This is a genomic window from Pedobacter cryoconitis, from assembly GCF_014207135.1.
Taxonomy (GTDB): domain Bacteria; phylum Bacteroidota; class Bacteroidia; order Sphingobacteriales; family Sphingobacteriaceae; genus Pedobacter; species Pedobacter cryoconitis_D.
In genome coordinates this window covers 359877-383018 of record NZ_JACHCC010000004.1, presented here as the reverse complement: position 1 = coordinate 383018, position 23142 = coordinate 359877, and the positions used below count along the sequence as shown (strand labels likewise).

Annotated in this window: 22 protein-coding genes; 8 read left to right on the top strand and 14 right to left on the bottom strand. The window is 39.8% G+C overall.

What is annotated here, in order from left to right:
- Positions 1 to 107: 107 nt before the first annotated feature.
- Positions 108 to 449 carry a hypothetical protein gene (locus tag HDF25_RS09335; RefSeq protein ID WP_184624473.1) on the bottom strand — a complete coding sequence of 114 codons (342 nt, stop codon included), beginning with the start codon at positions 447 to 449 and terminating at the stop codon, positions 108 to 110.
- A 176-nt stretch (positions 450 to 625) separates the two neighbouring features.
- Here HDF25_RS09335 and HDF25_RS09330 point away from each other — a divergent pair, with 176 nt between their 5' ends.
- From HDF25_RS09330 to HDF25_RS09315, 4 genes are all read left to right on the top strand, one after another.
- The gene (locus HDF25_RS09330; RefSeq protein WP_184624472.1) at positions 626 to 1282 is read left to right on the top strand and encodes a TetR family transcriptional regulator C-terminal domain-containing protein; all 657 of its coding nucleotides are present in this window, start codon (positions 626 to 628) and stop codon (positions 1280 to 1282) included.
- A gap of 1 nt (position 1283) precedes the next feature.
- Positions 1284 to 2585: an ABC1 kinase family protein gene (locus HDF25_RS09325; protein WP_184624471.1), complete on the top strand. Its 1302-nt coding sequence runs from the start codon at positions 1284 to 1286 to the stop codon at positions 2583 to 2585.
- Positions 2586 to 2792: 207 nt separating this feature from the next.
- Positions 2793 to 3269 carry a nuclear transport factor 2 family protein gene (locus HDF25_RS09320; protein ID WP_184624470.1) on the top strand — a complete coding sequence of 159 codons (477 nt, stop codon included), beginning with the start codon at positions 2793 to 2795 and terminating at the stop codon, positions 3267 to 3269.
- Positions 3270 to 3287: 18 nt separating this feature from the next.
- Positions 3288 to 4058, top strand: a complete 771-nt coding sequence (locus HDF25_RS09315; RefSeq protein ID WP_184624469.1) for a dienelactone hydrolase family protein — start codon at positions 3288 to 3290, stop codon at positions 4056 to 4058.
- On the opposite strand, the gene hisS is transcribed toward HDF25_RS09315, so the two are convergent.
- The 3 genes from hisS to pdhA form a co-directional block, all read right to left on the bottom strand.
- Complete coding sequence (gene hisS / locus HDF25_RS09310) at positions 4055 to 5455, bottom strand: histidine--tRNA ligase (RefSeq protein ID WP_184624468.1); 1401 nt, start codon at positions 5453 to 5455, stop codon at positions 4055 to 4057. The two genes, HDF25_RS09315 and hisS, sit on opposite strands and share 4 nt — an antisense overlap.
- Positions 5456 to 5536: 81 nt before the next feature.
- Positions 5537 to 7168 (bottom strand): pyruvate dehydrogenase complex dihydrolipoamide acetyltransferase, encoded by a 1632-nt coding sequence (locus HDF25_RS09305; protein ID WP_184624467.1) that lies wholly within the window; start codon positions 7166 to 7168, stop codon positions 5537 to 5539.
- Between the two features lie 31 nt (positions 7169 to 7199).
- Positions 7200 to 8192, bottom strand: a complete 993-nt coding sequence (gene pdhA, locus HDF25_RS09300; protein WP_184624466.1) for a pyruvate dehydrogenase (acetyl-transferring) E1 component subunit alpha — start codon at positions 8190 to 8192, stop codon at positions 7200 to 7202.
- A gap of 235 nt (positions 8193 to 8427) precedes the next feature.
- Between pdhA and HDF25_RS09295 the strand changes: the two genes are divergently transcribed.
- Together HDF25_RS09295 and HDF25_RS09290 are read left to right on the top strand one after the other, a co-directional pair.
- The gene (locus HDF25_RS09295) at positions 8428 to 8982 is read left to right on the top strand and encodes a C40 family peptidase (protein WP_184624465.1); all 555 of its coding nucleotides are present in this window, start codon (positions 8428 to 8430) and stop codon (positions 8980 to 8982) included.
- Between the two features lie 70 nt (positions 8983 to 9052).
- On the top strand, positions 9053 to 10156 hold the full coding sequence (locus HDF25_RS09290) for a CapA family protein (RefSeq protein ID WP_184624464.1): 1104 nt from the start codon (positions 9053 to 9055) through the stop codon (positions 10154 to 10156).
- A gap of 2 nt (positions 10157 to 10158) precedes the next feature.
- Here HDF25_RS09290 and HDF25_RS09285 read toward each other — a convergent pair whose 3' ends face one another.
- Positions 10159 to 10344, bottom strand: a complete 186-nt coding sequence (locus HDF25_RS09285) for a hypothetical protein (protein WP_184624463.1) — start codon at positions 10342 to 10344, stop codon at positions 10159 to 10161.
- Positions 10345 to 10468: 124 nt separating this feature from the next.
- Here HDF25_RS09285 and HDF25_RS09280 point away from each other — a divergent pair, with 124 nt between their 5' ends.
- Positions 10469 to 11395 (top strand): SPFH domain-containing protein, encoded by a 927-nt coding sequence (locus tag HDF25_RS09280; protein WP_184624462.1) that lies wholly within the window; start codon positions 10469 to 10471, stop codon positions 11393 to 11395.
- A gap of 68 nt (positions 11396 to 11463) precedes the next feature.
- Here HDF25_RS09280 and HDF25_RS09275 read toward each other — a convergent pair whose 3' ends face one another.
- The 4 genes from HDF25_RS09275 to HDF25_RS09260 form a co-directional block, all read right to left on the bottom strand.
- Positions 11464 to 13593, bottom strand: a complete 2130-nt coding sequence (locus HDF25_RS09275) for a carboxy terminal-processing peptidase (protein ID WP_317618196.1) — start codon at positions 13591 to 13593, stop codon at positions 11464 to 11466.
- Positions 13594 to 13809: 216 nt separating this feature from the next.
- Positions 13810 to 14481, bottom strand: coding sequence for a hypothetical protein (locus HDF25_RS09270; RefSeq protein WP_184624460.1), 672 nt, complete (start codon positions 14479 to 14481; stop codon positions 13810 to 13812).
- Positions 14482 to 14501: 20 nt separating this feature from the next.
- Positions 14502 to 15344: an isoaspartyl peptidase/L-asparaginase gene (locus HDF25_RS09265; RefSeq protein WP_184624459.1), complete on the bottom strand. Its 843-nt coding sequence runs from the start codon at positions 15342 to 15344 to the stop codon at positions 14502 to 14504.
- A 7-nt stretch (positions 15345 to 15351) separates the two neighbouring features.
- Complete coding sequence (locus HDF25_RS09260; RefSeq protein WP_184624458.1) at positions 15352 to 16227, bottom strand: cyanophycinase; 876 nt, start codon at positions 16225 to 16227, stop codon at positions 15352 to 15354.
- Positions 16228 to 16627: 400 nt separating this feature from the next.
- On the opposite strand from HDF25_RS09260, the gene cphA reads away from it, so the two are divergent.
- Positions 16628 to 19243 carry a cyanophycin synthetase gene (cphA, locus tag HDF25_RS09255; protein ID WP_184624457.1) on the top strand — a complete coding sequence of 872 codons (2616 nt, stop codon included), beginning with the start codon at positions 16628 to 16630 and terminating at the stop codon, positions 19241 to 19243.
- 42 nt (positions 19244 to 19285) lie between these two features.
- Here cphA and HDF25_RS09250 read toward each other — a convergent pair whose 3' ends face one another.
- From HDF25_RS09250 to fumC, 5 genes are read right to left on the bottom strand one after another with little or no spacing between them, the layout of a single operon-like run.
- A complete protein-coding gene (locus tag HDF25_RS09250; protein ID WP_184624456.1) occupies positions 19286 to 19831 on the bottom strand; it encodes a DUF1543 domain-containing protein in 546 nt (181 codons plus the stop codon).
- Positions 19832 to 19836: 5 nt separating this feature from the next.
- Entirely contained in the window at positions 19837 to 20286 is a 450-nt protein-coding gene (locus HDF25_RS09245; RefSeq protein ID WP_184624455.1) for a low molecular weight protein-tyrosine-phosphatase, read from the bottom strand.
- Positions 20287 to 21087, bottom strand: coding sequence for a S1/P1 nuclease (locus HDF25_RS09240; protein ID WP_184624454.1), 801 nt, complete (start codon positions 21085 to 21087; stop codon positions 20287 to 20289).
- A 10-nt stretch (positions 21088 to 21097) separates the two neighbouring features.
- A complete protein-coding gene (locus HDF25_RS09235; protein ID WP_260409347.1) occupies positions 21098 to 21595 on the bottom strand; it encodes a fumarate hydratase in 498 nt (165 codons plus the stop codon).
- A 1-nt stretch (position 21596) separates the two neighbouring features.
- Positions 21597 to 22994, bottom strand: a complete 1398-nt coding sequence (fumC, locus tag HDF25_RS09230; protein WP_184624453.1) for a class II fumarate hydratase — start codon at positions 22992 to 22994, stop codon at positions 21597 to 21599.
- Positions 22995 to 23142: the final 148 nt, after the last annotated feature.

Genomic DNA, 23142 nt, shown 5'->3' with positions numbered 1-23142 from the left:
CCATTCAAGTATTCTTGAACTCATTCAGGCTTCCTGTGTGTGTATTTTTTAAATAAAATGGCAGACGGATGAATCCTTCGGATATCCGCAATAAAAGATAGATGATCTTATCCCGTAACCGGGGGGCCACGCAGAGAAGTACTGATCAGCTCAGTATAGGATGTTCCGGCTAAAGTATAGATCTTGTCTATTATCTGCACAGGAAGCATAACCTGGTAGGTTAAAGTATCCTTGTAGTAGTCTTTTTCGAAATGAGCAGAACAAATCAGACAGTTATGTTTCTGACTGCCAACATGGAACTTATGCATACATTCTTTACCGTTTTGGGCACAATAGTCTCTTTGTTCTTCATGGTGATGAAGAGAGCTCCACGGAGTGAGTGCTATGGCGAATACCCAAAGCAACAATACCGCTAAAATCCGGTTGATATGTAAATGCTTTTTGCTCAATTAAAACAAAAGTAATCAAATCTGTATAATTCAGGTAATCCCGGTGTAACAATGCTTTTAAAAAACGATATCCATTCTCTTCTATAACTATTTAGCATCGGATTGTCATCTCAATGCTTTTCTGTCTGATTCAGAAACTATTCGGAAGTATAAATCGTTATTTAAGATAAAAAGCTATGGCAACGTCTCAACAGATTAAGACAGGTTATATCGATTATGTACTGACTCATGATGAAAAACCTAAATCAGTTTATAGTTTCGTGAAAAAATTAAAGATCACAGAAGCTGAGTTTTACAAGTTCTACGGCTCCTTTGAAAGTATTGAAAAGCTAATCTGGGCAGAACTTACTGCCGAAGCTATTGATACTATCCAGCAACAGGAAATCTGGGCACAATACTCATCCAGAGACAAGATGTTGTCTTTTTTCTATAGTTATACAGAGCTCCTTAAAGGACACCGGAGTTTTATAGTTTATAGCCTTAAAAAGCATACAGACAGATTTTCTACGCCCGAAGTCCTGGCCGGAGCCAAACCTATATTTGAAAACTTTGCAACGGGATTAATTAACGAGGGCCTGGAAAGCGGAGAGCTGGCTGATCGCAAATTCTTTGCAAAAAGATATAAAGATGCACTTTGGATACAATTTGCTTTCCTGGTAAACTTCTGGATTAATGATGACAGTGCCGACTTTGAAAGAACCGATGAAGCCATTGAAAAGGGAATCAATGTCACCTTTGATTTATTCCAGCGATCCCCTATTGATAACCTGGTAGAATATGGCAGGTTCTTATCCAGAAATGTGAATTTTTCAGACATCAGCAGCAAACATTAATATGAACGAGCAAAATAGTATTCCCACCACTAAAACTGAGCGTTCTGCTAAATTTGTTAAAACAGGTTTTCAGATTGGTGGAAATTACATTAAACATTACTCCAAAAAGCTTTTTAATCCACAATTAGGCAGAGATGAACTCAATGAGGATAATGCTGCCGATATCTATAAATCCCTGAGTGAACTCAAAGGAAGTGCCTTGAAGATTGCACAAATGCTCAGTATGGATAAAAATATACTGCCTAAATCATATATAGAGAAATTCACGCAGTCACAATATAACGCCCCTCCACTTTCAGGTCCCCTGATAGTAAGAACATTTACCCGGAATTTCGGTAAAACACCAGAAGCGATTTACGATAAATTTAACCTGGTTTCTTCCAATGCCGCCTCTATCGGGCAGGTACATGAAGCTGAACTGAAAGGCAAGAAACTAGCCGTTAAAATTCAGTACCCCGGTGTTGGGGACAGCATTTCTTCGGATCTGAAATTAGTCAAACCATTCGCTTTCCGTTTGTTGGGCATGAGTGAAAAGGAACTAAACATCTATATTAAAGAGGTAGAAGAGCGGTTATTAGAAGAAACTGATTACGAACTGGAAGTCCGCCGTTCCATTGAAATTACAGAGGCCTGTAAAGATTTGAAAAATGTAGTCTTTCCTACGTATTACCCGGCACTTTCCGGCAAACGCATTATTACCATGGATTGGATAGATGGTATGCATTTAAAGGAATTTCTACAAACTAATCCTTCCCAGGAACTCAGAAATAAAATCGGGCAGGCTTTATGGGACTTTTACAATTTCCAGCAACACGAACTGAGAGCAGTGCATGCAGACCCTCATCCCGGAAATTTTATGATTACGCCGGATGAAAAACTGGGTGTAATTGATTTTGGCTGTATTAAGGAAATGCCTGATGATTTTTATGTGCCCTTCTTTTCGCTGATTTCCTCGGATGTAATTAAGGATAAAAAAAGAACCATTGAGGCTTTCAGAAAACTGGAGATGATTCATCAGGATGATGATCAGGCGCAGATCGAATTTTATTATAAATCCTATCTGGAGATGATCCAGCTATTTGCTAAACCCTATACAAGTAAGATATTTGATTTCAGCCAGCCGGAGTTCTTTACACAGTTGTATGCTTATGGCGAGAAAATCGCTAAAATGCCCGAGTTTAAACAGGCCCGGGGAGTAAAACATTTTATCTATGTAAACCGGACTAATTTTGGGCTGTACACCATTCTCCAGGAATTAAAAGCTGTGGTAAAAACGGATACTTACAACCCACATCTGGCTTAGAACCAGCCTGAAAAAGGAAATGTACAGTCGCCACAACCGTACATTTCCCGTACCTAAAAACTTATTTATAAGACATAAATAACTTAAAAAGGTTTCATCTTCATTGTAATTAGTTTTCCACTAATTAACATTTTACAGAGAATCATTTTTTCACCTGCTGATTTGCGCTACAGAATTATACTTATATTAGTGTAAACCAAACCTTAAATGGAAACCAACGAAAGTTTGATTCATCATTTTTATACTTGTTTTAAAAACAAGGACATCAAAGGTATGCAAGCTTGTTATGCTGATGACGCCACCTTCAGTGATGCTGTATTTAAATCATTAAATGCTAATCAAGTGCGTAAGATGTGGGAAATGCTGATTAAAAAAGGCAAAGATATGCGCATAGAATACGATCACGTGGAAGTGGGAGGAGAAATGGGCAGTGCAGAATGGATAGCACATTACACCTTTTCTCTGACAGGAAAAAAGGTCGTCAATAAGATCAAGGCATCATTCGTTTTTGAAAATGGAAAAATTATCCAGCACGAGGATGATTTCAGTTTCTACAAATGGTCAAAACAAGCACTTGGATTAACTGGGCTGTTATTGGGGTGGACCGGTTTTCTGAGAAACAAAATCAGCGAAACAGCATTTGAAAATCTACGTTTATATATGGCGGCACACCCTGGACCTTAAACAAAACATCATTTGATTATGAAAACATCATTCACTATTATGCTTACACTTCTGGCTATCGGCACTTACGCTCAACTCAAACCGGTTTCCTATAAAGACGGCGCACAGCAGCTCAAAGGTCTTTCTGTTACTCCGGTTAAAACAAACCTGAAAAAAGCGGGTATTTTAATCCTGCCTGCCTGGAAAGGAATTGATAACAACGCAAAAGAAGCCGCAGTTAAATTAAGTAAACTAGGCTATTATGCTTTTATAGCTGATATTTATGGAGAAGGCCATTATCCAAAAGACGCGAAAGAAGCCGGTCAGCAATCCGGTTATTATAAAAAGAATGTCGAAGCTTATCACCAGCGGATTAAACTGGCCTTAGCGCAGCTGATTAAAGCAGGTGCAGATCCCTCCAGAATTATCATCATCGGCTACTGTTTTGGCGGTACAGGTGCCATTGAAGCTGCAAGAGCCAATTTCCCGGTGAGGGGCGTGGTTTCTATTCACGGTGGCCTGGCTCAGTATGCAGGAGAGAGAGCCACGGTTCCGATTAAACCTAAATTATTGATTTTACATGGTGCGGATGATCCTTCGATGACTGCAGAACAGGTACTGGCTTTCCAGCAGGAAATGAGAACAGCTAAAGCCGACTGGCAAATGATTGAATATGCCAATGCCGTACATGCATTTACTGACCGTGATGCTGGTAATGACAATTCAAAAGGCGCCGCCTATAATGAACTGGCTGCTAAAAGATCATGGAAACACATGTTGCTGTTTTTTGATGAAATATTAGCCAACTAACTGGCTAATATTTCTTGCTGAAGCAATTCAATAATGGCAGAGGCGGTTAGCTTCTGCTGTTCACCTGAATGCATATTTTTTAAAGTTAAAACTCCGCTTTGCAGCTCATCACTGCCAATCAGAATCACATAAGGAATAGATTTAGCGTCGGCATAACTCATTTGTTTCTTCAATTTTGCCGCAGATGGATATAACTCTGCAGCGATATCAGCATCGCGTAACTGCTGTAACAGAGGTAAAGCATAAAGCTCTGCTTCTTCATCGAAATTGCTGATCAGTACTTTCGTACCCGCCGCTGCCGATTCCGGGAACAGGTTCAGCTCCTGTAAAACGTCATAAATACGGTCTGCCCCAAAAGAAATCCCTACTCCGGTCAAGCCTTTCAAACCGAACATCCCGGTCAGGTCATCATAACGGCCACCACCGCAAATACTTCCCATAGCTGCTTCATTGGTCTTCACTTCGAATATACAACCCGTATAATAGTTCAGTCCGCGTGCCAGCGTTATATCCAGTTCCAGATCCGGTTGTTTCAGGTCGCTGTTTTTCAATAATCCCTGAACATAGGTAAATACAGTTTCTATTTCTGCTATCCCCTTTAGTCCGACAACAGAATCAGAAAGAACTTCTTTTAGTCTTTCCAGTTTTGCTTCGTTCGTACCCTCCAGCAAAATAACCGGTTTTAATCTGACAATATCATCTTCGGTAAATCCTCTCTCCAGCAGTTCCTTTGTTACACCTTCAAAACCAATTTTATCCAGTTTATCGATAGCAACGGTCATATCTATAATCAACTCTGGTTTACCGATAATTTCGGCAATCCCGGAAAGGATTTTACGGTTATTGATCTTGATCGTAAAATCAGTCATTCCTAAATTACAGAGTGCCTCCTGATAGATCAAAACAAATTCTGCCTCATTTAACAGACTTTCTGAACCTACCACATCCACATCACACTGATAAAATTCACGGTAACGGCCTTTTTGTGGTCTGTCTGCTCTCCAGACAGGTTGGATCTGGAAACGTTTGAACGGAAGAGAAATCTCGTTCTGGTGCATCACTACATACCTTGCAAAGGGAACTGTCAGATCATAACGTAATGCTTTTTCACTGATTGAAGAAATCAGCGCATTAGAATTCAATGCAGCAAGATGTTCAGGTTTAGCTTTAGAAAGGTAATCCCCTGAATTTAATATTTTGAAAATCAGCTTATCACCTTCGTCACCGTATTTACCAGTCAGGGTAGATAGATTTTCCATCGCAGGCGTCTGTATTTCGGCATAGCCATATTTCTTAAATACCTTTTTAATAGTATCAAAAATATAATTACGTTTCACCATTTCCTGAGGTGAAAAATCACGGGTTCCTTTTGCTAAAGACGGTTTAATGTTTGACATGGGGGCAAAAGTACAAAAAGTACAAAAACTAAAGGGCATAAAAAAAGCTGCCGGAGCAGCTTTTTAAATATTCGGGAATTATTAAACCAATAATCTTACTGGTTCTTCTAATAATGCTTTAAATGTTTGCAGGAATGCAGCACCTGTAGCGCCATCAACCGTACGGTGATCACAGCTCAAAGTAACTTTCATTACGTTTCCAGGAACAACAGCTCCGTTTTTAACAACTGGTACCTGTGAAATTCCACCAACAGCCAGGATACAAGAATCCGGAGTGTTAATAATGGCAGTAAATTCTTCTATACCAAACATACCTAAGTTAGAAACAGTAAATGTTGATCCTTCCCAATCCGAAGGCTGTAGTTTTTTAGCTTTTGCACGTTGTGCGAAATCTTTAACTTCAGCAGAGATACGGGATAATGATTTTCCATCTGCAAAACGAACTACCGGAACCAGCAATCCATCTTCAACTGCAATGGCAACGCCGATATTCACGTGCTCATTATAGCGGATCTTATCGCCCAACCATGAAGAATTCACGTTTGGATGCTGTTTCAAGGCTACAGCCACAGCTTTGATCACTAAATCGTTGAAAGATAATTTAACTGCTGAGAATTCGTTCATTTTTGTACGGGCAGCCATAGCAGCATCCATATCAATACTCATCGTCAGATAGAAATGCGGTGCTGTAAACAAACTTTCACTTAAACGTTTCGCAATCACTTTACGCATTTGCGATACCGGTTTCTCAGTATATTTCTCTTCACCTATATATTGTGCAAGAACCGGTGCTGATTTCTCAGCCGGAACAGCAGCAGCTTCTGCAGTTTTAGCTGCAGCAGGCTTAAAGTTTTCAATATCTTTTTTAATGATACGTCCACCATCAGCACTTCCAGCAACCTGTGCCAAGTCAATCCCTTTTTCTTTTGCAATTCTTTTAGCCAGTGGCGATGCTTTTAAACGGCCGCCATCAGCCTGGTGACTTTCAGTATTTTCGTGTGATACTACCGGAGCCGCAGCAGCTTCTTTTACAGGGGCAGCCGACTGGTCAGCTACTGGTTTTGCCGGAGCATCACCCTGATTTAAGATACCACTGATATCAGTTCCTTCAGGACCAACTATCGCAATAATACCATTTACTTTCGCCGCAGCACCTTTTTCAACACCGATATGTAATAAAGTTCCTTCCGCATAACCCATTACTTCCATAGTTGCCTTATCGGTTTCTACATCTGCAAGGATATCATCATTTTTAACCTTATCACCTACTTTTTTATGCCATTCAGCGATTACGCCTTCAGTCATGGTATCACTTAACAAAGGCATACGTACTACTGTTACGCCTAATTTTTCTAGGTCAGCATCAGTTACTGCAGCACCTTTTGCCTCAGCTTTTGGAGCTTCTTCAACAGGCTTCTCTTCTTTAACAGGTGCAGAAGCACCTTCTGCGTCAAGAGCAGCTTTATAATCTTCGCCTTCTTTACCTATTACTGCAATTACTGCATCAACAGGAACAGCTTTACCTTCTTCTACACCTATAAACAGGATGGTGCCATCCCAGTAGGATTCCAGGTCCATGGTCGCCTTATCGGTTTCCACTTCTGCCAGAACATCTCCACTTTTAACTTTATCGCCAACTTTTTTATGCCACTTCGCCATTACCCCTTCGGTCATGGTATCGCTCATTTTGGGCATCTTAACTACTTCAGCCATTCTATAATATCAATTGAAATACGTTGTAAAATTAATCTTGGTACGGATAGTCTGCCTGAACATAAACATCAGTATATAATTCTGATGCTTCAGGCCATGGTGACTCTTCAGCAAATTTCACAGATTCATCCACAATCTGTTTCACTTTAGCTTCAATTTCTTCAATCCAGGCTTGGTCAGCATACTTTTCCTGAAGAATAGTTTCTCTTACTGATTCAATAGGATCTTTAGCTTTATATTCTTCCAATTCGTCTTTAGTACGATATTTTGCCGGATCAGACATAGAATGTCCACGGTAGCGGTAAGTTCTCATTTCTAAAAACGTTGGTCCTTCACCATTACGGGCACGCTGAGCAGCTTCGTCCATTGCATTGTGAACAGCAACAGGGTCCATACCATCAACTGGTGCACATGGCATATCAAATCCTAAACCGATTTTATATAGATCTAACATATTGGTTGTACGCTCTACAGATGTTCCCATGGCATAACCATTGTTCTCACAAACAAAAATTACCGGAAGTTTCCAGAGCATGGCCATATTAAAGGCTTCATTCAGTGCGCCCTGACGAACAGCACCATCACCCATATAGCAAACATTTACGTTTTTAGTTCCTTTATATTTTTCAGCAAATGCAATACCTGCACCTAATGGGATCTGTCCGCCAACGATTCCGTGTCCGCCATAAAAGTTATGTTCTTTGCTAAACATGTGCATTGAACCACCTTTACCTTTGGAACATCCGGTAGCTTTACCGTACATTTCTGCCATTATACTGTTTGCACTTACACCTTTCGCCAAAGCATGAGCGTGATCACGATAAGCAGTAATCATAGAATCTTCAGGATTTAAAGCAGAAATCGCTCCGGCAACTACTGCCTCCTGGCCGATATATAGATGACAAAAACCACGGATTTTCTGTTGTCCGTAAAGTTGACCAGTTTTCTCTTCGAATTTACGCATTAGTAGCATCGACTCAAACCACTTCAGATAGGTATCCTTATTAATTTCTACTGCACTCATTTTTGGCTATTGATTTTTATTTATGAGAGCAAATCTACTTTTTTATTGTAATATATCGAAGGAATAGTGTAAAATGAACATGATCCTTGACCGTAAAATGTTAATAACTCACATATTTCCACAAATTACATTTGGATAACATATCTAATTTACATAGTTTTGACAACCTGACAATAAGCCCCTTGTGGTGTACGTTTAAGTGCAAGTACCTTTTACCCAAACTTAACAGTGTAACATGATAAAAAAATTTTTGTTTTCTGCCCTTATTGCTTTGTGCAGCGTAACTGCTTTAAACGCACAAACTAAAACAAAAGAAACCAATAAATTAGAGGATCCTGACAACTTAGCTTCCCAATATTTTTCACAGGTTATGGGCGTCGCAGTAGACGCAACATCAAACGTAAAACTCTACAAATTTATCTACGAATGGATTGGAACCCCTTACCGTTTCGGAGGGAATACCAAGAAAGGAATTGATTGTTCTGCTTTTACAAAAGCTATTTACGATAAAGTTTTCAACACTACGTTGTTAAGAAATTCCCGGGACATCTTCAGCATGGTTAATCCACTGCCTAAAGACGAACTAAGAGAAGGAGATTTAGTTTTCTTCAAAATCAGAAGTACAAAAATTACACATATAGGTATTTATTTAGGCGACAATCGTTTTGCTCATGCATCTTCTTCAAGAGGGGTTGTAATCAGTAACCTGAACGAGCCGTATTATTCACGCTTCTTTTATAAGGGTGGCAGAATCCTTGAATCGGCTAAAAAAGATTTGATTGAAGAATAATCCTATCTTATTAAAAAAGACATCTGATCCATCTAAAGTACTTTAGATGGATTTTTTTATGAATAAAAATATGCGCGTTAAACTAATCAGCTTTATGCTCCTGACTGTAATGGTCAGCCTTGTCCTTTTAAGCTGTACCGGCAACAGCAAACTTGCCGCCCATCAGATTACTCAGAGAGATACTATCTTAAAAGCTAAAAAGGATACGCTTTCAATCGTCGCCGTGGGTGATTTGATGCTGGGTTCAGCCTATCCTTCGAAATCCAATCTTCCAGCAGATGACGCCAGAGGTAGTTTCAAAAATGTTCTGCCCTATTTAAAAGGGGATATTGTTTTTGGAAACCTGGAGGGATGTTTTTTGAACCAGGGAAAATCCACAAAATGTAAAGACACGATTGGCAACAGCTGTTTCGCCTTCAGGATGCCTGAGCGTTATGCAGGAATTTATAAGGAGGCGGGTTTTAACCTGTTAAGTGTAGCGAATAATCATGTAGGTGATTTTGGCTGGAAAGGAAGGAAACGCAGTGCAGCAATCCTCGATTCACTGGGTATCCAGTATGCCGGCCTAACCTCTCATCCTTATACTATTTTTGAAAAAGATAGCGTAAAATATGGGTTTTGTGCTTTTGCTCCTAATGAAGGTACGGTTTCCATTAATAATATTGACAGTGCCAGACAGCTGGTATCTTTTCTTAAGAAACAGGTAGATATTGTGATTGTTTCTTTCCATGGTGGTGGCGAAGGGGCCAGATTTGAGCACGTAACCCGAGCCAATGAGATCTTCTACCAGGAAAACCGGGGAAACGTCTATGCTTTTGCACATGCAGTCGTAGATGCCGGGGCAGATATTGTTTTAGGACAGGGCCCGCATGTTACCCGTGCAGTAGAAGTTTATAAAAATAAATTTATTGCCTACAGCCTGGGCAATTTCTGTACCTACGGTATGTTCAGTTTAAAAGGCCCGAATGGTTTTGCGCCGCTTTTACAGGTTAAGATCAATGGCAAGGGAGACTTTCTGTATGCTGATGTAATTTCGGTTAAACAAGATAAAGTTCACCGCCTTACAATAGATACTGCACAAACTGCATTCAAAAAAATAATTTCTTTAACAGCTGCTGATTTCCCCGGCCATAATCTAAAGTTTACTGATCAGAAGATCCGGATGAAGGATTAAAATTAAGCCTCATCCTTCGTGTTTTTAATCAGCCCTATACCTGAGATAAAGAATATTATACTGATTACTGCGGAAACTAATAGTTCACGTGTCATCATTGTATGTTTTACAAACCCAACACCTGCATAGATCAGACCGATGATGCCAAGGATAGTTAAGATTGTACCAAAAATTCTTTTTACGTTCATGATGATTAAGTTAATTCTAATCTTGCTGTGCAATATCTGTGCCCGGAGTGTTTAAGCACCAGAATATTTGCATATGATAGTTATTGCGTATCTTGAAAAAGTTTAACTTTTTAAATTATTAATCATGAATTACGCCGTGTATATCATTTTATTTATTGCCATTGTGGTATTGATGAGCTCTTTTGTCACAGTAAAACAAGGTACCATTGCTGTTGTCACGATCTTCGGAAAGTATCAGCGCCAGTTAAGGCCGGGACTAAATTTTAAAATTCCGCTAGTGGAAGTTATTCATTCCCGGATTTCAATCCAGAACCGTTCGGTGGAACTTTCCTTTCAGGCAGTCACGCAGGATCAGGCCAATGTATATTTTAAGGCCATGTTATTATATTCAGTGCTTAATCACGATGAAGAAACTATTAAAAATGTAGCTTTCAAATTCGTGGATGCAACCAACTTAATGCAGGCACTGATTCGTACCATCGAGGGCTCTATCAGAGCTTATGTAGCTACACAAAACCAGGCCAACGTTCTTGCACAGCGAAATGAGATTGTAATGCATGTCAAGGAGCAAATTGACATCGTACTGGAATCATGGGGTTATCACCTGCAGGATCTTCAATTGAATGATATCACATTTGATGATGAAATCATGCGCTCAATGAGCAGAGTGGTAGCTTCGAATAATCTGAAGGCCGCGGCAGAAAATGAAGGACAGGCATTATTGATTACTAAAACCAAAGGTGCAGAGGCTGATGGAAATGCTATTAAAATTGCCGCAGCTGCTGAACGTGAAGCTGCGCAGTTACGCGGACAAGGTATAGCACTGTTCAGGGCAGAGGTTGCGCACGGTATGACCAAAGCCGCTCAGGAAATGGAACAGGCAAACCTGGATATTTCAGTTATTCTATTTACCATGTGGACAGAATCTATCAAACATTTTGCGGAGAATAGTGATGGCAATGTGATTTTCCTTGATGGTTCTACAGAAGGTATGAACAAAACTATGAAGGAAATGATGTCTATGCAGTTTCAGAAACCCAAAAAACCTTAGCGAATTATAATCCAATAAAAAAGCCTGAAGCATATGCTTCAGGCTTTTTTATTGGATTATAAACTGTTTTATTTCTTCAGTTGAATGAAATCAGCCATTACTCTTAAACTCTCATCCTGGAAGAAATCGAAATCCTCTCCCTTTTTAACTTTATCTCCTTTTTTAACTGCCGGCAAACCTCTTGCTGCTCTGAGTTTATTTGTCTTTTCCAGTGACTTGGCCTCAAGGCTGTCCCGCTCTGCCTTCAGCTTCGTCTCATTGAGTGTAACTGATGTTTCCAGATCACGTTTCTTCATTTCTGCAATACCATCAATCAGGAATTTATAGTCCAAAGATTTTTCCATTCTTGCATCATGTAATTTAATTAGTTCTGGTTTAACACCTGATAAATTAGCTACAGGCACAAAATTAGATCGCTGAACCTCATCCCATGGTAAGGCCGAAGGTTCTGTATCTTCTCCTATTTTATCCATTGGATAGAACGATGGAAGTGTAATATCCGGCATTACTCCTTTATGCTGTGTACTGCTCCCGTTTACACGATAAAACTTAGCCATGGTTAAATTGATCTGTCCTAACTGAGGTGTATCTCCTTTTCCTCCTTTAATGGTTAGACCAGAACCTGGATTACCTTTCTGAACCAGACTTGCCAGACGTTGTAAAATAGAAGGGTTAATCAGTTTATTCAGATCTATAGACGATTGTACCGTACCTTTTCCATAAGTCTGTGTACCGATAATCACTCCTCTACCATAATCCTGTATAGCTCCGGCGAAAATCTCAGAAGCCGAAGCACTCAGACGATCTACCATTACGCCAAACGGGCCACTCCAGGCAACACCAGGATGCTCATCACTGCTTACCTCTATATTACCTTTCAGATCTTTAACCTGAACAACCGGTCCTTTATCTATAAACAATCCGGTCAGATCAATAGCTTCCAGCAGAGATCCCCCTCCGTTTGCTCTCAGATCCATTACAATGGCATCCACCTTATCTTTGTTTTTCAAAGTATCAATTAATAATTTCACATCACGTGTGGTGCTCTTATAATTAGGATCTCCGGCATTTGCAGCTTTAAAATCGGCGTAAAAAGCAGGGACACTAATAATTCCTATTTTATAAGACTGGCCATTGGACTGGATTGTTTTAACTTCTTTCTTGGCAGACTGATCTTCCATGACAATCTTCTCTCTTACCATTTCAACAATGATTGGTTTGGAAGACATATCATGACCTACCGGGATAATTTTCAATCTTACTTTAGTTCCTTTAGGACCTTTTATTTTAGCTACAGAATTATCAATTCTCCATCCGATAATATCTTCAAAATCACCGGTTGCCTGCGCAACAGCAACAATTCGGTCACCTGAATTCAGCTGTTTACTTTTAAAAGCTGGTCCGCCAGGAATAATTTCAGAAATTTTCAAGACATCATTTTCCAATTGCAGACGTGCTCCGATTCCCTCAAAGGAACGTGCCATATCTTCATTAAACTGAACCGCCTTAGCCGGATTGAAATAATTGGTATGCGGATCAATAGTTTCTGTAAAAGCATCCATAATCATCTGAAATACATCCTGATTATTCAGTTTCGATGATTGAGATTTAAGATTCTGGTATCTTTTAGTCAGGGTTTCTAAATTTTTAGCCTCAGGCGTCCCTGCAATCTTTAAATTGATTAATTCATATTTAACCCTCTTTTTCCATATTTCATTTAAGGTCGAAGTAGAAGTTACCCATGGCATTTTTGCTCTGTCAAACACATAAGTATCGTTCTGATTGAAGTCATACTTGTCTTTAATATGTGCAATTGCATAATTAAGGGTTTCATTATATCTTTTAGAGTAGACATTGAAAATATAAAATGGCGCACTCAGATCACCAACTCTGAAAGCATCATCAAGTGTATACCTGAATTGCTCAAAATCTTTGATATCCGAAGCCAGGAAATAACTTCTGTACGGGTCCAGTGCCTTAATGTACTTATCCAGTATCAGGGAAGAAATGGAATCATTGACTGTTAATTTCTTATAGTTATAGTTTTCTATAAGGGCTACTATTTCCTTACATACCAAACTCTGCTGCTCATCAGGCTTAATATTAGGGATCCCTTCAACCAATTGTTGTGGTTTTGGAGCGGCCTGGCAGGCAAGTACAGCTGCTGTGAAGGTGATCAGTAATATTCTTTTCAACATCTCTTTAAATAATTTAAAATCCATTTTTACAATAACAACCAATATGATACCAATTTCTCAAATAAACAGAAAAGAGACAGCATTATACTGTCTCTTTTCTGTAATCTTTACCAAATATAACTAAATATTGAATAAACCGATCTTTCATAACGATTAAAATACATGCTAAAACGCACATAAACAGTGTCTTTTCAGATCAGCCAATTCGTATATAATTTATTTTAAAGCACTCTTTTTTTCCGCAATTGAAGTCCTCACTTGCTTAAACTGCCCATTGAACTGATTAATTTTTGATGTTTTGGCAAATAATTCGGCACGGTTAACATCTTTCAAGGCTAGTGAATATTCTTTTTTTCTGATTTTAACCAGCGCGAGGCCCAGAATTGAGTCAATATAAGATGAGTTATTATTGACTTGTCTGGCCAGGATTCCCTGCTGTGTAAAAAACCACATAGACTGCGTCAGCTTGTTTGCTGCCAGATAGATCTTCCCTAACTGATTGTAAGAAGCCATCTGACCGGAACGGTTGCCAAAACGGGAATAGGTTTTGAGTGCAACGTTTAAAGTTACCTGCTCCGCTTCTGCATAATGCTCTAATAAATAATGAACATTACTTAATCTCAGGAGGGAAGCGCCATAACGCGAGAAATTCTTAGAATTATTATATTCGAACGCAGCCTTCCCGAAAAAGGTCAATGCATCGTTTAGATCCCCGCTTTTTTCATTCTTCTCAGCTTGTTCAAAATAAAAATCACCGTCTGCTCCGGATACAGCGATCGTAATGGAACCATTGCTTGATAAAGGTTCCTGCTGAACAAAAGAATTTGTTTGTGCCTTTGCCGAACCTGAAACAATCAGGCAGAACAAAGCGAAACAGAGTTTATACATTTTACAAATATATATATATTTTAGTTAAACACCTGTAAACTAACATCAAAAGAAGCCCAGACCATATAAGGATGGGAATCTGTATGATAAATTTCTCCGTCTGCAGTGATACCAATTACACCCGCGAAACCATTTATAGCTTTAAGTTCGCTGAAAGACTTATCACAGGCCTCTTTTAAAGTAAATCCATCTGTAACACGCGTGACAATCCTGGCGGATAAGGCTACGCTGACGATATCTTCTCCAACTCCGGTACATGAAATACCGGCGTGGTTATTTGAAAAGTTCCCGGCCACTGTTGCCGAATCACTAACCCTGCATGGAATTTCAAAGCCCTTACCTCCCGTAGAAGTTCCCGCAGCCAGATTTCCTGCCGCATCAAGCGCGACACAACCAACAGTTCCTTTATTGTTTTGCTGATTAAGTTTTGCCTGATACTCAGCTTCCCGCTGAGGAGTGACTGGATTAAACCAGGCATGCCCGTTTTTCCGCGCAAAATCTATCGCTCCATCGCCACTTAAGACACTGTCCTCATAGTTTAACAGTAATGAGGCAACCTGAATGGGGTTCTGCACATCCTGGATATTGATTACCCCGGCAAATTTCTGTGTTTTCCCATCCATAATAGAGGCACTCAACCTTACCTGGCCATCACTTTGAATCTGAGACCCTAATCCGGCATTAAAAAGTATATTATCCTCTAACAGACCAACGGCATAAGCCACTGTTTCAATTGCTGTATGCGTTGTTAAATAGATATGAGAAAGTGTAGCAATTTCAGACAGCGCATCCTGCTTTGCCTTTTTAGTTTCCTGATTAGTGGCAGATTCGCTGAAAAAACCTCCGTGAATAATTAACTTCATGTTTGTTTTATACTGTAGGTATAACTTTTGGGTGATGAATGGTTAGCTGATGTGCCGTAAGGTCATAAATATCTCCATCGCACATCACGTGTACAATCATATTTTTAATAGAAACAGGCTGCCCCATTTCCACATCGGTCAGGTTAGTATCTGACATACTTCTTCCATCCACAAGGATGACCATTCCCGACCCTATAGCCTCCATGGTATTTCCATTCGAGATATATAAGCCAGTATCTTCTCCCAGACCAATTCCCAGTATGCCCGGGCTACTTGCCGTAGCGTACAGAAGCCTTCCTATACGTCCCCGCTGTACAAAATGCGTATCAACGATAACTCCGTCTATAAAACCCAGTCCAGCGGTAATTTTAACTTCTCCTTTTAACAGGGCGTCTTTACTATTCCCCTGGTATATCATATTTTTTGAACTCGCTGCAGCACCTGCCGATGTACCTGCAATTACTATTTCTTCGTTCTGATATTTATCCAGCAAAAGCTCATGTATCGCAGTCCCTCCGAAAATTGAAGACAACCTCAACTGGTCCCCCCCTGTAAATATCAAAACATCTGCTGCCTTAACCCGTTCGCAGTTTACCGGGTCATTAGCTTGTTCTCTGTTAGCAATATTCAGTACACCTACATCATGCACATCAAGCTGTGCAAAGGCTTTTATATATTCTTCACCAACTTTTTCAGGAACCAGGGATGCCGTTGTAATGATCTCAAAACGAGAAGCAGTATCTTTCAAAGATTCGACAGTAATACGTTTTAAAATACCCCTTTCAAAAAAATTCATATTCTGAGGGAGACCGAATTGTGTCTCCGTAAAACTTCCGGTATTGATTGCACCACCAATAATAATTAATTTACCTTTTGGAGCCATTTTATTTGTTTTCTGATCCTAAAATTTCAAATATATACTCATTACTTTAAATATTACCATATTTCATCAAGAATCTGTGTGCAAACAACAATTATTCCATTATAATCCAATTCTTTGATTAAATTTATCCACGCTTATATACTAAATATTTTGGGTCTGATGCCCTATGTTATTTTGCCAAAAAATATTTATATATTAATGCTCCCGTTTAACAGCGTTTTTTAATTACAAAAACCCAATTAGACAATACCGGAAAACTATCCAGAAATGACTTTACTGACGATATAAAATTGATGAAATACAAACGGATGCCCGATTAGAATCCGACAGCATCATCAACAGAACACAGGAAACTGCTCCCGTACGATTAAAGATAATAAACACACAATAATTAATATATATGAAAATACTCGGCATTCAAGTGCTAAGAGGACCAAATATCTGGTCGGTCAACAGAAAAAAACTAATACAGATGAGATTAGATCTGGAGGATATGGAACAACGTCCTACAAATTTAATTGATGGGTTTGGTGATCGTCTGGAAAAAATGATTCCTAGTTTATTTACGCACAGATGCTCAAAAGGTGAACCAGGCGGTTTTTTCGCCCGTATCAAAGAAGGAACATGGATGGGCCATGTCATCGAACATATCGCCCTTGAAATACAAACTCTTGCAGGTATGGACACTGGATACGGAAGGACCAGACAAACCAAAATTGACGGTATTTATAATGTGGTATTCAGTTACCTGGAAGAAAAAGCAGGTATTTATGCGGCCGAAGCCAGTGTTAAAATTGCAGAGGCGCTGATTGACAATATCGATTATGATCTGGAATTTGATATTCACCGGTTAAGGGAACTAAGACAGATGGAGCGTCTGGGTCCAAGTACAGCCTCTATTGTAGATGAGGCTATCTCCAGAGACATTCCCTGGATCAGACTGAATAAAAGTTCTTTAATCCAGTTGGGATATGGTAAAAATCAGGTCCGGTTCCGGGCTACGATGACAGAAAAGACAAACAGTATTGCTGTAGATATCGCTGGTAATAAAGATGAAACCAAGCGGATTTTAAAAGATTCGGCCATACCTGTAGCCAAAGGAGTGACAATATCCAGTCTCGAAGAACTGGACCATGCCATTGAAAGTGTAGGCTTCCCTTTGGTATTCAAACCTCTTGATGGTAATCACGGCAAAGGTGCATCGATCAATGTAAAAACACCAGAAGCCGCCAGACTTGCTTTTGATTACGCCAAACAATATTCCAGAAGGATAATCATCGAAAGTTTTATCACCGGATATGATTTCAGAATCTTAGTCATTGACAACAAGATGGTCGCAGCCGCGCTGCGTGTACCTGCCCATGTAACCGGAAATGGAATTTCCACCGTTCAGGAATTAATTGATAAAGAAAATGAAGATCCAAGACGTGGATATGGACATGAGAATGTCTTAACTGAAATCTTAGTTGACCGGGACACCCTCGACCTTTTATCTAAAAAGGATTATACCCTGGAAACGGTTGTACCTAACGGAGAGCTTGTCTATCTTAAATCAACGGCAAACCTGAGTACTGGCGGAACTTCAATTGACGTTACAGATCTTGTACATCCTCAGAATATATTTATCAGCGAGCGAATATCCAGAATCATCGGATTGGATATTTGTGGAATTGATGTAATGGCGCAGAACCTGACGCAGCCTTTAACAGAAAATGGTGGCGTAGTGCTGGAAGTTAATGCAGCACCTGGCTTCCGTATGCACCTGGCTCCAAGTGAAGGCCTGCCAAGAAATGTAGCCGCCCCGGTTATCGACATGTTGTACCCTCCCGGCAAATCTACCAGGATACCAATTATCGCCGTAACCGGAACAAATGGAAAAACAACGACAACCAGACTGATTGCCCACATTGTTAAAAGCAATGGTACCAGAGTAGGTTTTACCACATCTGATGGTATTTACGTACAGAATACCATGTTAATGAAGGGAGACACTACGGGGCCTGTGAGTGCCGAATTTATTCTCAGGGACCCCACAGTAGAATTCGCCGTGTTAGAAACTGCAAGAGGTGGAATCCTGAGAGCAGGACTTGGCTTTAAACGTTGCGATATTGGTGTAGTAACCAATATACAGGAAGACCATCTGGGAATTTCTGATATCCATAACCTATCGGATTTAGCCCGCGTAAAAGCAGTTGTTATCGGCGCTGTTAAAAGAGATGGCTGGGCTGTATTAAACGCAGACAATAAATATTGCGTAAAAATAGCTGAAACCGCAGATTGTAAGATAGCCTACTTTAGCATGGATGAGAACAATCCGGTTATCGTGGAGCACTGTAAAAAGGGCGGTTCAGCTGCAATCTATGAAAATGGATATATCACCATTAAAAAAGGTGACTGGAAAATAAGAGTAGATAAGGTTACCCATATTCCACTGACCTTTGGTGGCAGCGTAGATTTTATGATTCAGAATGTATTGGCTGCAACACTTTCCACTTTCCTGTGGGGATACAAAATTGAAGATATCCGCATGTCACTTGAAACCTTTATTCCTTCGGCGGCCCAGACACCCGGGAGGATGAACATCTTCAAATTCAAGGAGTTTAAAATCCTTGTTGATTTTGCACATAACACCAATGGGTTCAACGGAATTAAAGATTATCTCAAGACTATAGAAGCTACCGAACATGTAGGTGTCATCTCGGGAACAGGAGACAGACGTGATGAAGATATCAAGGAGACAGCCCGTATCTCAGCCCAGATGTTTGATAAAATTATCATTTGTCAGGAAAAATATCTCCGCGGTCGTCAGCAGCAGGAAATCATAGATATATTGATTGCTGGTATTAAAGAGGTCAAACCCAACATGGAAATCATTATCAATAATGATTCATCTGATTGTCTGCGGTTCCTTGTCGCTACCGCAAAATCGGGATCTTTTATCACCATTCTGAGTGACACTATAGATAGTGCCATTGAAAAGGTTACAGAGTATCTGGATAAGGAATTCGGCATCTAATTAACAAAAAAGATCCGGAGGTTATCTCCGGATCTTTTTATGCTATAATTTCTGTAAAGGAAGATATCCCAGATGAATTTCATCCTCCACCTGTCCCTCAGACCTGGATATTAAAATGCTGAATTGATCTTTAAATCCTGCAGGTAAAACATCGTCAATCTCAAATATATCATCCACATCAACTCCATACTTATCGTCAATGTGAGAAGGTGCTCCTTCAAACCCTGTATGCTTAAAAAATGCAGAGTCTTTAGCTCTTCCGGTAACTTCAGCCTTATCCTTTCCGATTAAAAGCATCTGGTAATGCAGTTCACTGAATTCATCTGCTTTATATCCACCCAGGTTAAGGAAAAACATGGCAACCGGTTGTGATGCCAAAGATCTTTCGGCCACCTGTACATGGAAACCTTCTACATGGGTAACTTCTCTCCAGGCGTCAATATGTATCTTTCCGTTGGCTTCAGGCCAGAAATTCAAAATCTCAGGGATAAGATCTTTCAGGCTATTACCTACACCAAAAAAGACATCATGCTGCTCAATATTGCGGCCAGCTGGTTTACAGCCTAATAATAACTGATATAACTTCATTGGTTTTACTTTCTACTATGAATCAATTCAACGATTAGTTCTTTTGCTCTGTCTTCTATAGTCAGAAAAACAGGATTAAATAATTTGTCATCAAAATAAGGATCCGTGACTTCTTGCCCGTCTTTTAAGAACAGCGCAACTTTTTGACGTTGTTCTTCGGTCAAAGCGAGATTTAAAACATTTCTCAGATTACTCTTATCCATCACCAGGATATGGTCAAACTCCTCAAAATGTCTTTGCTGAAAAAGCCGGGCCCTTTGTGCAGAAATATCATATCCATGATGTCTGGCAACGGCGATACTCCTTCTGTCTGCCGGCTGGCCAACATGCCAGTCTCCTGTTCCGGCCGAAGCCACTTCCCAATCCAGATTTTCTTTGGCTATCAATTGTCTGACAACCCCCTCTGCAAGAGGAGATCGACAAATGTTACCCAGACAAACCATGAGTATCTTCATCTACGAATAAATATCATTAATAATCTGAGCCAGACGTACGCCGCCTTTTAGCAATTGCTGGTTCAATAAATCAATAAAATCAAAATTGTAACGATAGCTTAATTTATCATCCGCCTTAGTCTGATCGTATATTTTATTACATGCCTGATAAGATTCATAAACAGTCTCTTTCAGAGAATCATGACTCCATTTGGTGAATTGCTCCTTAGTCGGGTGATTAATTGCCTCAGCATATTCAGTATAGCTCAATTGTTGTCTGTCAATTAACTCCTCATCCCATACGCGGTGAAGATTTGATTTCTGACCAAACCAGGTCACATATACCTTATTACCACCCAAATCTTCTTTTCTTGCAGTATGCATCGGCTGATGAAGATCACCAACCATATGAATCAGCATACGCATAGCCATTCTTTGCTGATCAGCAGTACTTTGTTTGTTCTTCAGAACCGCGATCATCTCCGGGATCTTATTGTACACATTAGCTTGCTTATCGGTATCCAGAAAGTTAAATACACCGCTTTGATCCAGGCCACCCGGAATATTCACATAATGCCAGCTAGTCAGATAATTGTATGTAGAATCCGATTTGATAAAATCCGGCCAGTTACTTGCGATGGCCATAGTCTCGTCTCCTAAAACATTTTTCACTGCTTTTCGGGCTTTGGCAGTTAAATAGTAGTCGGCAATCTGACCGACAATTCTATGCCCTGTTTGTCCCCAGGCTGCTGCATTTAATGGCAGATAAGCGATCAGTGCCACTGCTACACAAACTTTTTTTAGTTTAATTACTGAAATCATTTTTTTCTATTTATAATTCTTGAGGTACACAGGTTATTTTTTGCTTAAGTACAAGATTAACATCACGCTGGTCACTTAAACTTTGTAAAGAAAGATGAGTTGCATCAGCCGATTTGATAATAAAGCTTTTTCTGTATATACCGACAGTATAACAACCTGATACCTTTTGTTTGTAATTAGCTTTTGTATAAGTGCCTTCCAAAAACAAACTGTCTTTTCTTACCTGGTATACTCCTTTTGCATACTCTTTCCAGACCCCATTATTATAGCAGGGATCTTCATAATAATTAACCTTTGAATGGGTAGTCAGGTCAACATAAAAGGAGTCACAGGTAAACTTGAGCTTATGCTGGGTATAATTCATCAGTTTAGCCGAATTCGTAATGCTATCCTGATTCCAGATACCCTGCAAAAATGCTTCTCCATTACCCTGTACGTTTGGGCGTCTCTCGCAACCGAGAAACGCCGTCAAACTTAACAGGATAATTAGATAATGGTATTTATTCATGCTATTTTAAGCTACCTACCATATCTTCCGGTTTCACCCACTCGTCAAACTGTTCGCTGGTTAATAAACCCAGTTCAACTGCCGCTTCACGAAGTGTTTTATTTTCTTTATGCGCTTTCTTTGCAATTTTAGCCGCATTTTCATAACCGATATGTGGGTTCAAAGCAGTAACCAGCATCAGAGAGTTTTCAAGATGTTTCTTGATCTCGGGCAAATTAGGTAAAATACCTACTGCACAATTATCATTAAATGATACACAGGCATCACCTAATAACCTTCCTGACTGTAATACATTTGCAGCAATTACCGGTTTAAAGACATTCAGTTCAAAATGTCCGTTACTTCCTCCGATACCTACAGCTACGTCATTTCCCATTACTTGTGCACATACCATAGTTAATGCTTCAGGCTGCGTAGGATTAACTTTTCCTGGCATAATCGAAGATCCTGGTTCATTATCCGGGATAATGATTTCGCCTATTCCTGAACGCGGGCCAGAGCTCAGCATTCTCACGTCATTACCAATTTTCATTAAAGCTACTGCTGTACGTTTATAAGCGGCAGATAATTCTACCATCGCATCGTGTGCTGCCAGTGCTTCAAATTTATTTGGTGCAGTAACAAATGGAAGGCCTGTAAGCTCAGCAATTTTCTTTGCAACCAGCACATCATATCCTTTCGGTGTATTCAGACCTGTTCCTACAGCTGTTCCGCCTAAAGCCAGTTCAGTAATCATCACTAAAGCATTTTTAATGGCTCTGATACTATTGGTAACCTGCTGCGCGTAACCAGAGAACTCCTGACCCAGTGTCAGTGGAGTAGCATCCATAAAGTGCGTTCTTCCTGTTTTTACAATCTGAGCAAACTCAGTTGCTTTAGCCTGCAAAGTGTGCTGTAGCTTTTCCAGACCTGGTATAGTGATCTCAACAGCTTGTTTGTAGGCAGCGATGTGCATAGCTGTTGGATAAGTATCATTTGATGATTGCGATTTATTAACGTCATCGTTAGGATGCAGTATTTTCTTTTCGTCTGCCAGACTTCCACCGTTCATGACATGTGCACGGTAAGCAATCACCTCATTCGAATTCATGTTACTCTGTGTTCCAGAACCTGTTTGCCAGATAACCAATGGGAACTGATCATCTAATTTACCTGCAATTACTTCATCACATGCTTTAGCAATCCACTCAGCTTTATCTTTTGCCAGAACACCCAGTTCCTGATTAGCCAATGCTGCAGCCTTTTTAAGGTAGCCAAAAGCATGGATAATTTCCTTTGGCATCGAAGCTTCAGGACCAATTTTAAAATTATTACGTGAACGTTCAGTTTGTGCTCCCCAGTATTTATCAGCGGGTACCTGCACTTCGCCCATGGTGTCGTGTTCGGTTCTAAAATTCATTTCTTTTGTTTTTTTTATCAGTGTATAGTTTCTTTTTCATCGATGATAAAGCTATTATGATTTTATGTTCATTTCGTTTGAAATTTGAAAAATCATAATGGTTTTCAAAAATAAGGTTTTATCTCTATAGAAGAATGTAAAGTATATG